The 13,525-nt window shown below is 35.5% G+C and carries 11 protein-coding genes and 1 pseudogene; 4 read left to right on the top strand and 8 right to left on the bottom strand.

The window, feature by feature from the left end; translation table 11 throughout:
* Positions 1-43: 43 nt before the first annotated feature.
* The 4 genes from DRF60_RS12655 to DRF60_RS12665 form a co-directional block, all read right to left on the bottom strand.
* Positions 44-865: a mechanosensitive ion channel family protein gene (locus tag DRF60_RS12655; RefSeq protein ID WP_116012405.1), complete on the bottom strand. Its 822-nt coding sequence runs from the start codon at positions 863-865 to the stop codon at positions 44-46.
* An 8-nt stretch (positions 866-873) separates the two neighbouring features.
* The gene (locus tag DRF60_RS21640) at positions 874-1,182 is read right to left on the bottom strand and encodes a hypothetical protein (protein ID WP_238640200.1); all 309 of its coding nucleotides are present in this window, start codon (positions 1,180-1,182) and stop codon (positions 874-876) included.
* 1 nt (position 1,183) lies between these two features.
* On the bottom strand, positions 1,184-2,605 hold the full coding sequence (locus tag DRF60_RS12660; RefSeq protein WP_238640201.1) for an APC family permease: 1,422 nt from the start codon (positions 2,603-2,605) through the stop codon (positions 1,184-1,186).
* Positions 2,606-2,759: 154 nt separating this feature from the next.
* Positions 2,760-3,656: an AraC family transcriptional regulator gene (locus DRF60_RS12665; RefSeq protein ID WP_167443733.1), complete on the bottom strand. Its 897-nt coding sequence runs from the start codon at positions 3,654-3,656 to the stop codon at positions 2,760-2,762.
* Positions 3,657-4,517: 861 nt separating this feature from the next.
* On the opposite strand from DRF60_RS12665, the gene DRF60_RS12670 reads away from it, so the two are divergent.
* The 3 genes from DRF60_RS12670 (at position 4,518) to DRF60_RS12680 (ending at position 6,704) form a co-directional block, all read left to right on the top strand.
* Complete coding sequence (locus tag DRF60_RS12670; protein WP_116012407.1) at positions 4,518-5,261, top strand: HD domain-containing protein; 744 nt, start codon at positions 4,518-4,520, stop codon at positions 5,259-5,261.
* 90 nt (positions 5,262-5,351) lie between these two features.
* Positions 5,352-5,549 (top strand): PDDEXK nuclease domain-containing protein, encoded by a 198-nt coding sequence (locus DRF60_RS12675; protein ID WP_449384866.1) that lies wholly within the window; start codon positions 5,352-5,354, stop codon positions 5,547-5,549.
* 72 nt (positions 5,550-5,621) lie between these two features.
* Positions 5,622-6,704, top strand: coding sequence for an IS481 family transposase (locus DRF60_RS12680; RefSeq protein WP_116012408.1), 1,083 nt, complete (start codon positions 5,622-5,624; stop codon positions 6,702-6,704).
* Between the two features lie 20 nt (positions 6,705-6,724).
* Here the strand turns inward: DRF60_RS12680 and DRF60_RS12685 are convergent, their stop codons facing one another.
* Positions 6,725-6,904 (bottom strand): hypothetical protein, encoded by a 180-nt coding sequence (locus DRF60_RS12685; RefSeq protein WP_116012409.1) that lies wholly within the window; start codon positions 6,902-6,904, stop codon positions 6,725-6,727.
* A 3-nt stretch (positions 6,905-6,907) separates the two neighbouring features.
* Complete coding sequence (locus DRF60_RS12690; protein WP_238640202.1) at positions 6,908-7,837, bottom strand: heme-binding domain-containing protein; 930 nt, start codon at positions 7,835-7,837, stop codon at positions 6,908-6,910.
* A gap of 449 nt (positions 7,838-8,286) precedes the next feature.
* Here DRF60_RS12690 and DRF60_RS21945 point away from each other — a divergent pair.
* Positions 8,287-8,670 (top strand): annotated as a pseudogene (locus DRF60_RS21945) (IS982 family transposase); the annotation flags it as partial.
* Between the two features lie 106 nt (positions 8,671-8,776).
* Here DRF60_RS21945 and DRF60_RS12700 read toward each other — a convergent pair.
* The gene (locus DRF60_RS12700) at positions 8,777-10,513 is read right to left on the bottom strand and encodes a RagB/SusD family nutrient uptake outer membrane protein (protein ID WP_116012411.1); all 1,737 of its coding nucleotides are present in this window, start codon (positions 10,511-10,513) and stop codon (positions 8,777-8,779) included.
* 22 nt (positions 10,514-10,535) lie between these two features.
* Positions 10,536-13,301, bottom strand: a complete 2,766-nt coding sequence (locus DRF60_RS12705; RefSeq protein ID WP_116012412.1) for a SusC/RagA family TonB-linked outer membrane protein — start codon at positions 13,299-13,301, stop codon at positions 10,536-10,538.
* Between the last annotated feature and the right edge of the window lie 224 nt (positions 13,302-13,525).

Raw genomic sequence — 13,525 nt, forward strand, 5'->3', positions numbered from 1 at the left:
TTATATCATTTATTTTTATCTTAGTATATTGTTTATGGAAGAATCAGCTCTCTTTATCTTCCCTTAAATGCATTACTCTTTGAGGGTAAGGTATATCTATCCCTCCTGATTTGAACCATTTGAAGATTTCCTGCCTGATGCGGCTCTTGGTATTTTCAACAGCAAAAATATCAGGTGTCCAGAAGTATACCGCCACAATCACTGCGGAATCTCCAAAATCCTCAAGACGGCAAAAGGGCTTTTCATCAATAGAAACTTTAGGGTCCCTCTGAGCTGCGTTTTCCATGATTTGCATCGCCAGGTCAATGTCCGCTCCATATCCAATTCCTATTTTAACATCAAAGCGTGCCAACTCATCAGTATGGGTCCAGTTGATGAGATAATTTTTGGTGAGCTCTGTATTGGGTAATATAATATTACGCTGATCACGGGTCAGCACAGTAGTAGTACGCAAATTAATCTCTTTTACTTTACATACCATTCCATTGACCTCAATAATATCATCTATTTTTATAGTCCGGTCCACTAAAAGAATTATCCCGGATATAAAATCACTGAAAAGGTTTTGTAATCCTAAACCAATCCCAACAAGCAATGCAGCAGAACCGGCAAGAAAAATTGAGATATTAATTCCTATAATATCAAAACATCCTATGATGGCAAGAATATATATGATATATTTAATCAAGGCATAGATCGTATATTTTTTGGATCCGTCAAGTTTCTTATTACGATAGATGATTTTTTTTATAAAAGCCAGAAGATATTTAATCACTATTGCAAAGACAATAAGCAAAAGCAATTGGTTAACTTCTAAGGTTATTTTACCTATTTTAAAAATCTGATAATCTAAAAATTCTTTCATTTATATATTTACATAATTAGTCTTACACCCCCCAGTTCAGCAACCCTATAACTAAAACGATCGCTCGGAGAAGCAATAAACATAAAGTTTTTAGGGATATGCCATTTTACAGATAACTCTTCTATTAAATCCGGTCCGAACACTCCTTCAATCTCAATGAACTCAATGTCTATCTCTGGATACGCCCGATCAAGAACTTCAAGATCTTTTTTTAGCAATTCATTATCTTCCCCATCTTTAATGACATTGACAATCTTTAGTTTCTTTGTAGCCTCATTAGCCTGCACATATTGCATTACCTTGTTCAAAATTGCCACATTATCTTTCTTCGTAAAAAAAAACAAACTCCTGGCTATGAAGTCTTCTTTTCGCTTTAAAAAGATAGCGGTTTACCACTACGACAAACTTTCGTAAAGGACTATAAAGGAATTCAATCAACCTGATCAGCACATCTATTACTTCAAAGCGGTTAAGCATAATGTAAATAAAACACAGTGTAGGAAGAAGGTATTTCAAAAATGTATAGAACGAAGCCTTATTAAGAAGTATATTTCCATAAAACGCTGCTCCTACAAACAGTATGGCCAAAAGTACTGATACAACAGTAGCTTTTTCCGGTCTTGGCAGTTTTTGCCGTTTGATTTTAAGGAGCAAATTTCCAACAGCAAATAACCCCATTACCGACAGAAATGAAAATGTATATACACCAGCCAAGCTGCCCAGATGACCTTCTGTAACCATTAAAACAGATAGGCATAATATCAAAAACAAGATGACGATTCTGTAGCTCGCCCCCTTTTTATTTTGCTTAAGTAAAAAGTTAGGCAGTATCCTATCCAAAGTAATTCTGTTCATAAGACCGGATACTCCGACAAATGATGTAAGCACAGCTCCACATAATACCAATACTGCATCAATTGAAATTAAGATAGAAAGCCATCTTCCACCGGTGACATGACCCAAATAAGCCAAAAGTGACTCTTTATGATCACCAACGGTAGCCATCGGCAATATACAAATTAATAAAAAAGCAAGGAGTGGGTTCACAATACTGACCACGATCCACATGTTGCGTAATGTTTTAGGAAATACATGGGGCTGCTGTTCTTCGACAAAATTAGCAGAACTTTCAAACCCTGATATTCCAAGCATAGCAGCTGAAAAACCAAAAAATAATGCTTTCCAAATAGAAGATGATTGTAGAGGGATATTCCAGTTAATTTCTAAAAGTGAAAAACCATGCTGGTAAATAAATACTCCTGATGCTAAAATAAGAATCACCAAAGAAAGTAAATGGAATAGAAATATAAAGACCGCTACATTAGCTGATTCCCCTATTCCGCTGATCGTTAAAATACAGAAAAGAACAAGAACAACAACAGTCGCAATAAGCACAGGAAGCTGTTTGAAAATCGAAGACATATAATGCATAGCTTCGGAGGCAGAAATAACGGCGGTAGCCATATAAGACAAAATGGTCAAAGTGGCTGCAAGCGAAGCTGTTCTTTTGGTAGCTGTATTCAAAAGTACATTGTAGGCTCCACCGTTCAAAGGTAGAGCTCCAACAACCTCTCCATATATTCTCCTGAAAAGAAAAAGTACCAAAGCAACAATACATAACGAAAGCCATGCCCACTGCCCGGCATATAATATGGTGAGTGCAGAAACATAGAGACATGAGGAAGTAATATCGTTTCCACTAATAGCAGTAGATTGCAGTTCCGTCAGTTTTTTGTTCATTTTTGCAATTTTTGAAAACTTGATTTTAATTAAAAAGGGGCAGCATTTGATTTTCAAATACTGCCCGCACTGGACAAATCATCTCACATCCTTTCGAACATGATAATAATATATGGGTAGTTTTTTATTTCTGTAAAGTTTTCCATAAATGTGATTAGCTTTTCTGCTGAAAAGATTGCTTTCTGTAATTTTCAGGAGTGGTATTCACATATCCCTTAAAATACTTGTTAAAATTGGATTTATCAGTAAACCCTAATTCTATTCCTATTTGAGCCACCGTTAAATCTGTACTCTGCAGAAGTCTTTTGGCTTCCAGAACAATCCTTTCACGAATAATGTAGCCTGCAGACCAGCCCAACGATTTTTTGACAACTATATTTAAGTAATTAGAGGTAATATGCAATTCTTCAGCATATTGCCTTGGAAATTTCCATTGTTTAAATTTAAGATTAACCAATTCATTAAATTGTTGGATTAAAACTGTTTTTCTGTTACTTTTATTAATAGTTCCTTCTAGTGTACAGCTGCTGTGATTCCTCCTGTATTTTATCAGAATTGCTTTTAAATAAATACAAATAAGTTCCTTATATTCTCTTTTCTCTGCCTGGTATTCATTTTTGATAAGTTCTGCCAACTGATTCCATTCAGACATGGTTGTTTCATCAATATCAATGTAAGGCGTTATTTCAGAATTGATCAGATCACTCTTAATTTTATTATTCCCTGTATAAATAAGATTATAAAACTCTTTTGTAAAATTAATAATATATCCCTTAGCATCTTTTAATTTTATCCATGAATGGACCTGGCCATAGTTTATTAAAAAAATTCGATTCGCCTGTATATTATAATTTACAAGATCGATGACATGCACACCAACTCCTTTTTCAAATATTATAATTGAATAAAAATCATGAAGATGAGGGGCTTTCAAATGCTTAAACTGTTTTGAAAAGTCCTCTAACCTATGAATGCTAAAATCAGTCAAAGTAGAATGATTAGAAATCAGAGTTTCTATCGTATACAATTCCATCTTATCAATCTTGTCCATAGTTATCATCAAAGCACAAAGGTAGATTATACATTAGCCACTAAGGTGGTATTTTTAACGCTTTATATGGTAAAAATTATAAAAAACACGTAAAAAAATATATGAACAGGACTGCATTAACAAAATTATCATTAAAGTCTAAACTAAAAATATTAATATAGATCTAAGGTTAAATAAATCCGAACCACATAACAATTTTATTATACCATTCTTTAAGACTTGCAGATCATAAAAAAATATTTTTACTTTGCAAAAGATACTATTTAGTATGTTTTTATAAGAAAAACTAAATTCACTAGATTGAACATCCTTCAGAAAGCTTATGAGCTTATTTATGCGAAAGAATATAACAAAAGAGTATTGACGAAATTATCTACCACAAAGGTCAGCAAAGGTTTTTTTATACTATTATTTCAAGAATATAGATGAAATGGAATTGTTGTTAATGAAAATAATGAGATCAACATCGGAAGACCTGATTTTAAGTTGTCAGAAATCATTTGCCACATAATGAATAGACTGCTTGTGAAAAACAAATTTATAACAGTAAAATATGGATGCCCTGTCTCTAATCTTGTACTGGAAATGACAACATAGCATGAAAACTTCAGACAGGCTTTGAAAAAGAACTAATGAATGGAACACCATCTGATCACAATACTTAAAAAGGAAAAAAATGCACATAAATACAACGCTAAGCAGACTACGCTTTTCATACTTTCCGATTATCGGAAATCCTTAACTAAAAATTTTCCTGAAATTTTTTTACAAAAAAACATACTAATTAGTATTTTTATGTAAAACAATTATCAGTATTATCCAATATTTACAACAAAATCATTTAATCAAAAACTTTTCTATATGGAAATTATTTTACCGGCCTCCGGCATTTTAAGCAAAAGTGAAGTTCAGAAATTCAAACTTATGCTGATACAGTCCAAATTACTGGAAAATATTAATAAATTACTGTCAGCAGCCAACTTAAAGCAATATACAAAGACTGATTATAAAAAAATTATTATTCCGGACTCCCAACTTGCGAAAAAAACTGTCGAAGAAGCTCAGGAAACCTGTAATCCTATTTTGCTTTACCACTCTTACCGAACCTACTTCTGGAGTAGCGGATTAGCCTTATCTGAAAATCTGAAAGTGGATGCTGAATTGCTTTTTGTTTCATCGCTTTTGCATGATATAGGTCTTACAGATAAGCATAATCATATCTGTTCAAAACAGTGTTTTGCAAATTACGGTGGAGAGTTTAGCCAACAATTCTGTTTAGAACATGGTCAGGATCTAAAGAAGGCATCAGCCGTTAAACAGATTATTGAATTACATCTTTACCCTACTGTGAATAAGCATAAATATGGAAATGAAGCTTATAGTCTTTCTAAAGGAGCAGCTATGGATGTGGTTGGAGCCAACAGATTTCAGCTAAGCAAAAAATATATCGAGGACGTAAACAGGCATTATTCCAGACAGGGTTTTAAAGAAGATATACTAAATACTATGGAAAATTTTCATCATAAGGAAGGAACAAGAGCTGACATCCTCTACCACATGGGGTTTGCAAAAATGGCAAGTAAAAACCCTATGAATATGGAATAAGTAACAAAAAAGCTGATATGACAAGGTCATTCAATTTCACCCTTTGGACTTTTCTTTGTCAAACTCAGCTTTTCTTTTAATACACCCAGTTTGGACAGGGATGTTAAACGTCAGAATGAAAATCCAAGCATTGGTGTTTTGCTGTGCAAGGACAAGGACAGTGAAGTGGTAGAATATACACTCAACAGAAGCCTGTCTCCGACAATGGTTTCGGAGTACAAAACACAGCTTTCTGACAAAAAGGTTCTACAGAAAAAACTGCATGAACTGTTTGATAACAGGCCATAAATGAATGAATTAGTCAATACTTAATCTGACAGTTATAATCAAATTAAATAACTTTAAAACAGATTAAGTATTATGACTACACAACAAAAAATCATCAAAAACAAATTAGGCGTACTTGAATTAGCACAACATTTAGGAAACGTATCCAAAGCCTGCAAGGTAATGGGGTATTCCCGAGACAGTTTCTATAGATTCAAAGAATTGTATGAGCAAGGAGGCGAATTGGCATTACAGGAAATCTCGAGAAGAAAGCCAGTATTAAAGAATCGTGTAGATGAAGCCATAGAAAAGGCTGTTGTTGAGATAGCTATTGAGAACCCTGCTTTAGGACAGCTTAGAGTAAGTAATGAACTTAAAAAGAAAGGTTTTATCGTATCTCCAGGAGGAGTTAGAAGCATCTGGTTAAGACACGATCTACATACATTTAAACTAAGATTAAAAGCACTAGAAGCAAAATCTGCCCAAGATGGTATAGTTCTTACCGAATCTCAACTTTCAGCATTAGAGAAAGCCAGGGAAGAGAAAAAAGCTCATGGAGAAATTGAAACTCACCATCCTGGATATTTAGGAGCTCAAGACATTTATTACGTAGGCAATATAAAAGGAGTTGGACATATTTATCAGCAAACTTTTGACACGTATTCAAAGGTAGTATTTGCAAAGCTATATGACCGTAAAAATGCCCTTATTGCTGCTGACATGCTTAATGATCAGGTAGTCCCTTTCTTTGAGCAGCAGGAACTTCGTTTACTCAGAATTTTAACAGACCGAGGAACTGAATACTGTGGGATAAGAGAACAGCATGAATACCAGCTCTATTTGGCCATTGAAGATATCGATCATACTAAGACCAAGGCTAAAAGCCCTCAAACCAACGGCATCTGTGAACGCTTTCACAGAACGATACAGGAAGAATTTTATGCCATAGCTTTCAGAAAGAAAATTTACAGAAGCATTGAGGAGCTGCAATTAGATCTAAACAGCTGGTTGTCGTATTACAACAATGAAAGAACACATACAGGAAAACATTGTTACGGTAAAACACCGATGCAGACATTTTTGGATAGTAAAACTATAGCAAAAGAGAAATTATTGGAAACTCTTGCAGAGGAACAAAAAATCCTTACTTTTGGAAGTAAGGACAATATTGGATAACTGACAATTATTTTTAACCCCTAACTGTCAGATAAAGTCGTGGCTATTACAATTGAAGAGGCTACCACCTTTAAGTTCATTGCGTTAAAATCAAAACTTTCAGGAAGGGAAGCACTTTCATTCACGGGTTCGTATTCTTTTTTGGAACTGCAGTTCACAACAAATACGTACATTATTAAATAAGCGATCAGATTCTTCATAGCTTAATGGTTAATAGGAGAAGTAAATACGAAATCATTGTCTTCCATTGGACGGTGGCAGCTGATGCACTCGCTGGTAAAGTCTGCTGCTTTTCCATAAGGTTCAAGTTTGGGAGATAAAAACCTTGCCCATCCCCACCCTTTTGTTGAGACGAATTTTTTAGAATCCTTGATCATATATTCCACCTGCTTAAAGGCTCCAGTAGTGATATTACCATCACTGTCAATAATCTGCTCCCATGCTACTTTTGCGAATATAGTTCCGTCCGGCCATGGGTTTGTTGTATGTTCTTTTGCCGCTTTTATAGCGATATCGTTTCCGAATATGATACGCATTGTCCCATTATCAAACCTCTCTGTAGAACTTATCGGTTTCCAGCTTTTATAATCAGGGATATAGCTAATACCATTCAGAGCAGTGGGCAATGATGGCCTGGATGCTGTAGTATGCATCGCATTGACTTGCTGAAGCTGTTTGTTATAAGCAGAGACCTTTGCTGTATCAGGTTTTTGCTTTGGAGCAAGAGAGGTCACATAGTTTTTCAGGATACGGATATCATTTTCAGAAAGCTTAGCTTCAGGATGCAGTAATTCGTAGCTTTTAAGAGGCATCGCTTCTAGGTTAATCTGGTTAAAAGCTTCCCAAAGTTTTGCATTTTGTACAGAAGGAGCCAGTTGATCCCACTGAGAAAAATTCAGCCCTTTTTTTCCTTTTTTAATATGATCTGCTACCAGCCAGTAAGCGGGAGCAATCTGATCAAACCACTTCAAATCTGTCTGATTGGAATGGCAGTCGAAACATGAACGCTGCAGTATCGCTCTTACATCGCTGGGAGCATGAATTTCGCCGGTTATTGGCTTTTGTACAATTTCGGGTCTGTAAAACTGAATTCCAATAAAAGCAACAAGCATAACAATCAGAATATTTTTCATTTTTATTTTTTTCAAAAAACTATTCATACCTGTCTATTTTGTTCAAATTTCAGAACTTTTTGATGTATGTTTTTCTGAAAATTTGATCAATCGGACAAATTTCACTTTGAATCTGACAATTGTGGTGGTGAGTTTTTTAAGCTGTAGAATAAGAAAAATAGATTTGGATCTGTTCTTACAATACTATTGAAAAACTTGGCAATAATGAACATCGTAGTTACAGGCTTCCAGGAAAATTTAAATACCAAAGTAAAGGAGTACTTAAGTCATTACGGTGTGCATTTATCTCCTGAAAAAGGATTTATACAAGGATTATATCATGTAGAAAAAATCCTGAATGATAGTGATGGTGTTCGATCAGCTTACCCAGATCTTTCTGACTTCATTTTAATACAATCTTCACAGGAGCTGTTATGGGTGATTATAATCAATTCACGTTCGTTTCTACAAGAGACATTGCTGCCACGGGAAAATCTACAATGGGTTGGTTTTACGGTTTCAAACTTCATATCATCATCAATGATAAGGGTGAGTTTCTAAGTTTATGTGTAACACAGGCAAATATTGATGATAGAGAGCCGCTGAAAAATGAAACCTTTTTAAAGGCTATATTTGGTGAGTTATTCGGTGACAAGAGTTATATCAGCGAAAAACTAACCCAATTATTATTTGTAGATGGAATTCAATTAATCACCAGTATACGCAATAATATAAAGAATAACTTGATGGAAATGAGTGATAAGTTCTTGCTTAGAAAGTGCTCTATCACTGAGACGATTAATGATGAGTTGAAGAACATTTGCCAAGTAGAACAATCCAGACATCGATCCTTAGAGGGAGAAATAAAGTCAACCTTACAAATGATTAAATTGGACCATAAAATCAAAACTGTCAGCAGAAATTCTGCTGACAGTTTTTTGAAAGTAAAAAAATGTAAAATTAATATCCCTCGTTCTGAACCAGATATCCAGGAACGCTTGATGCTCCGTCAATTGTCGATTGCGGAATCGGGAAAAGCCTTTTTCGTACATCAGTATTTGTTTTAGAGGTATAGGCATCTTCATAATGACCAAAACGGATCATATCTGTTCTTCTGGAATATTCCCAGTAAAACTCAAAACCTCTTTCTCTGTATAAAAGATCAAGATTCATCACTGTCAGTGCAGGAGGTGTAACGTTAGGTCTAGCTGTTCTAGATGCTCTAACGAGATTAACATCCGCTAAAGCTGCCCCTGCATTTCCTTTTCTTAACTGGGCTTCTGCTCTCATCAGATAAATATCCGCTAAGCGTAAAAGGACAATGTCTGCATTTCCTCTGTTTCTTCCTGTATCTGAAGTTCTGCTGAACTGGTATTTTGAAACTCGGTATCCATCTGTATAATCTTTATTGTTTGGATTTTCTAAATCGATATCCAGCGTGTGATTTACGTAGCTTACAAATCCATTTCTCTGCTCTATGATAGGATAAATTTTATATTGTCCGTTCAGAGTTTGGAAAGGCTGTCCATTTGATGCGTTTCGCAATCCCCACTGAACTCCTCTCTGAATTCCTCTGTTAATTTCATAAGTAGCACCATTCACAAGGAAATAATGATTCCCATCATTTGCAGGAGTCACTCCAGTCAAATCCTGTAGATTTGACGGAACACTAAAGTTTTCTTTATAAAATCTGGCATCTGCCTGAGCCGGATCAGTGCTTCCATAAGCCTGAACCCATGTCTTATAAAAATCAGAAGTTATCGCTGGGCCATCTGTTCCGTTGGCCTTAGGAAATGCAGCTAAAGGATACTGACTTCCTGACAAAGACCAATAACCTAATCTGTTGTGTGATGTATTAAGGTCTTGACGTTGGTCAATTGCAAAAATTAATTCTTTGTTTGAATGGTTATTGTCGTCAAATATGGCAAAATATTCCGCAGATAAACTAAATAACCCGCTATTGATAACTTTGTTAGTATATTCAATTACCTTATCCATATCTCCCGCTGCAAAAGAAGGAGTTCCGTAAGGGTTTCTGTAAACCGCTGCATTAAGGTAAAGCTGTGCTAAAAATCCGTTTACTGCTGCTTGAGAAACTCTTCCCGGACCTTTCGTGTTGTCAAGGTCATTTACAACAGCTAAAAACTCACTTTCAATATAAGAAACAGCTTCCTGCCTTCTTAGAACTTCAGAGTTTTGTCCCGTGTTATCTTTTTTGAATGCAATTCCCCAATAATCAAGCATTAGCATATTGTAATAAGCTCTCAAAGCACGCATTTCTGCAACAGCTTTAGCAGCATTGGGATTTGTTGCAGCAAGAGGTTGTAGCTTTTCGATTGCAGTTACGGTTCTCGAAAGCATTAATCTTATTGCATCCCAAGTCTGTTGTACAACAACGTTTGTAGTTGTAGTGGTGTGCTGATGAAGTTCAATGTATTTTCCGCCATCATACCAGTCGTTTCCACTTCCTCTTGGAGGAAGAATGGCTTGGTCTGAACTGATCAGCTGAAGACCATAATTTTTGGTATGGGTAAATGCATCTGAAAGCGGACCGTAAGCCGGAGCGATGAAAGATTCAACAGGCGTTGTTGTTTGTGCATCAAGTGATTCGTCGATAACCGATTCTTCAAGATCTGTACATCCTACAAGTGCCAAAACACTTAGACTAAAAATAGAGGTTAAAAATTTATTTTTCATTTTTTTTCTTTTAAATAATTAATTAAAATGCTACGTTTACACCAAATACAAAGCTTCTGGCTTTAGGATAAGTAACGTAATCAATTCCAAAAGACTGAATTCCACCCTGAGATAAACCGGTATTGATTTCAGGATCGAAACCTGAATATTTGGTAATCACGAATAAATTCTGAGCTGTTACTGAGAATCTGATGTTTCTGATATGCTCACCAATTCCAAGGATTTTCGGATTCAGATTGTAACCTAAAGTGGCATTATTCAATCTGAAAAAGTCTCCCTTTTCAAGGTATCTTGTTGAAATTACATTGGTATTGTTTACACTTTCATTAGGAAATTGTGTTGCAGCATCTGTTGTGTTGTGAGATAATCCCAATCTGCCTCTCGAAAATAACGTAGAAGCAGTATTGTTATAAATCATATTACCTGAAACGCCGTTGAAATTTAATCCTAAATCGAAGTTTTTGTAAGCTGCTTTCAAGTAAATATTATAAGTGAAATCCGGTAAAGCGCTTCCTGCAGCAACTCTGTCGTTGTCTGTGATAATTCCGTCTCCGTTTACATCTCTGAAGATATTGGTGCCGTTTTCGCTTAATCCTAGAAATTCCCTTACGTAGAAAGTTCCGATTGGTTCATTATTAATGTACCCATTGATAACAGCATTAGTTGTTCCCGGTCCCTGTGCCTCTCCTGTGGAAATTACTTTATATGGTGAATTTTTTACTTCATTTTTAATAAAAGAAGCATTTCCTCCAATGCTGTATGTAAACGCTTTATCCGGATTGCTGTTGTAGTGTAATGAAATTTCCCAACCCGTATTGTTGATCTGCATATTCGGGATATTTTTCCACATTGTTGGAGCTGGTTCTATAGGATCCACAGTATTTATTACCGAAATAATGTTATCAGAAATTTTTCTGAAGAAATCGACAGTACCCGTTAATCTATTATTTAAAATCCCAAAGTCTAATCCAATATTGGTTTGTGTCGTTACTTCCCATTGTAGATCCGGATTGTCAGCTCTTACCAAATACACTCCTATAGGATAATTTCCACTGTCATTTAGAGGATAAGTGGCTTGTGCAGTTCCGCTAGCATCGGCTTGGTAGCTTTTTTTTGTTACCTTACCCGGAATTTCCTGATTTCCTGTTTTACCCCAGCTTGCTCTTAATTTCAGATTGTTGATCTGCTCTACATCCGAAAGAAATTTTTCTTTGCTGATGTTCCATCCTGCAGCGACTGATGGAAATATTCCGTATTTGTTATTTGCTCCGAACTTAGAAGATCCATCGGCTCTTAAAGTTGCTGTTAAAAGATATTTATCCTGAAAATCATAATTTACCCTTCCAAACCAGGACTGTAATTCATTTTTATTAGCAATAACAGATGTTGTTTGGTTCGTTGCCCCTGCAGCAGGAATCTGATATTGCGGTTCGATTCCATTAATTGGGAAGTTCTGATAATACCACCCTCTCGATGTTAACATTAATCTCTGGTAAGAATGCCCAGCCATTACATTAAAATCATGACTGTTGATTTTAAATTTATACGTTAATGTATTTTCTACAAGAGTATTATTATTTGAATAATTGCTTAGGTTTAAAGTTCCGATCTCCAGAGGAATAGCATGCGGAATATTCTGGATAACTCTTTCCGCTGTAGAATAGTCAATTCCTAAATTCAGCTTATAAGTCAATCCTTTAATAATTTCTACAGAAGGGGAAACGTTGGCTAAAATTCTGTTGTTTGTTGTGAAATCTTTGTAAATCTGGCGACGAATTAATGGGTTAAAAGCCCCATTATTAAAAACAGTAGTTGGTGCATCATTTGTATATGCGGGATATGTGGGGTTCCAAGTAAGCATAGTGGAAACTACATCTGTTGAATTGGGTCTGTTATTTTCGGTTCTTACTCCGTTTAGGTTAAAGTCAATGTTTACTCTTCCGTCAAAAGCTTTTTGTGAAACATTGATACGACCAGAATATCTTTTTAGATTACTGTTGTGAAGAATTCCTTCCTGATCTTCATATCCTAAAGCAGCATAATAATTCGAAGTATCTGTCGCTCCGGCTGCTGAAAAATTTACGTTTTTAGAAACACCCGTCCTTGTCAACTCATCCTGCCAATCGGTATTTCCCCCCATATCATCCAATTTTCCTCCGGCTGCGGTTACCTGTCTTCTGAATTCGTCTGCTCCAAAAACATTCATTTTGTTCGCAAGATTGGAAATCGTAAGATTGGAAGAAAGATTCATCTGAGTTCTCCCTTTTTTACCTTTTTTAGTCGTGATGATAATCACTCCATTAGCTCCTCTTGCTCCATAAATTGCAGCTGCAGAAGCATCTTTCAAAATATCCAATGATTCAATATCATCAGGATTAATGAAGTTCATCGGGTTATTAGCTGTTCCGGTGTTGCTGTTATCGATTACAAACCCGTCGATAACGTAAAGTGGGGTCGTTCCTGAACGTAAACTTCCGACTCCTCTGATAATAATATTTTGGTTAGCTCCCGGTTCACCACTTACATTCGCAACATTTACTCCGGCAACTTTTCCCTGAAGCAATTGACCAACATTAGCAACCATTCCTTTATTAAAATCTTCGCTTTTTACAGAACCTACAGCTCCGGTTACATCAGATTTTTTTTGACTTCCGTAGCCTATCATCACCACTTCTTCAATATCTGTCAATTTGTTCTCATCCTTGAGCGTGTCGGATTCTTTTTTTTGTGCAAATGTTAAGCTGACACAACTCATCAAAACTGTCGGCACGAGATAAATACGTTTCATTCCTTATTATTTTCGTGCAAAATTAGCTCGATAAAATGCCGAAAACTGTTAATTTAACATTAAGTAACCGGTTTTTAAAATTAATAAAACGTAAATATTTTTGTCAGAAATTAAATTTATGAAAACTTTATGTAAACAAACTTTTTTAAAGTTCTTAAATTCAATTATTTCCCTGTTAACATTGGATTTATAGTTTATTATTGAAATTTTTGAAATGATATTAT

The organism is Chryseobacterium elymi, from assembly GCF_003385495.1.
GTDB classification, from domain to species: domain Bacteria; phylum Bacteroidota; class Bacteroidia; order Flavobacteriales; family Weeksellaceae; genus Chryseobacterium; species Chryseobacterium elymi.

Coding starts and splice junctions, on each gene's coding strand:
- DRF60_RS12655 (WP_116012405.1), bottom strand. CDS start 865: ATGAAAGAATTTTTAGATTATCAGATTTTTAAAATAGGTAAAATAACC.
- DRF60_RS12685 (WP_116012409.1), bottom strand. CDS start 6,904: ATGAAGAATCTGATCGCTTATTTAATAATGTACGTATTTGTTGTGAAC.
- DRF60_RS12665 (WP_167443733.1), bottom strand. CDS start 3,656: ATGGACAAGATTGATAAGATGGAATTGTATACGATAGAAACTCTGATT.
- DRF60_RS12660 (WP_238640201.1), bottom strand. CDS start 2,605: ATGAACAAAAAACTGACGGAACTGCAATCTACTGCTATTAGTGGAAAC.
- DRF60_RS12670 (WP_116012407.1), top strand. CDS start 4,518: ATGGAAATTATTTTACCGGCCTCCGGCATTTTAAGCAAAAGTGAAGTT.
- DRF60_RS12705 (WP_116012412.1), bottom strand. CDS start 13,301: ATGAAACGTATTTATCTCGTGCCGACAGTTTTGATGAGTTGTGTCAGC.
- DRF60_RS12690 (WP_238640202.1), bottom strand. CDS start 7,837: ATGAAAAATATTCTGATTGTTATGCTTGTTGCTTTTATTGGAATTCAG.
- DRF60_RS12700 (WP_116012411.1), bottom strand. CDS start 10,513: ATGAAAAATAAATTTTTAACCTCTATTTTTAGTCTAAGTGTTTTGGCA.
- DRF60_RS12680 (WP_116012408.1), top strand. CDS start 5,622: ATGACTACACAACAAAAAATCATCAAAAACAAATTAGGCGTACTTGAA.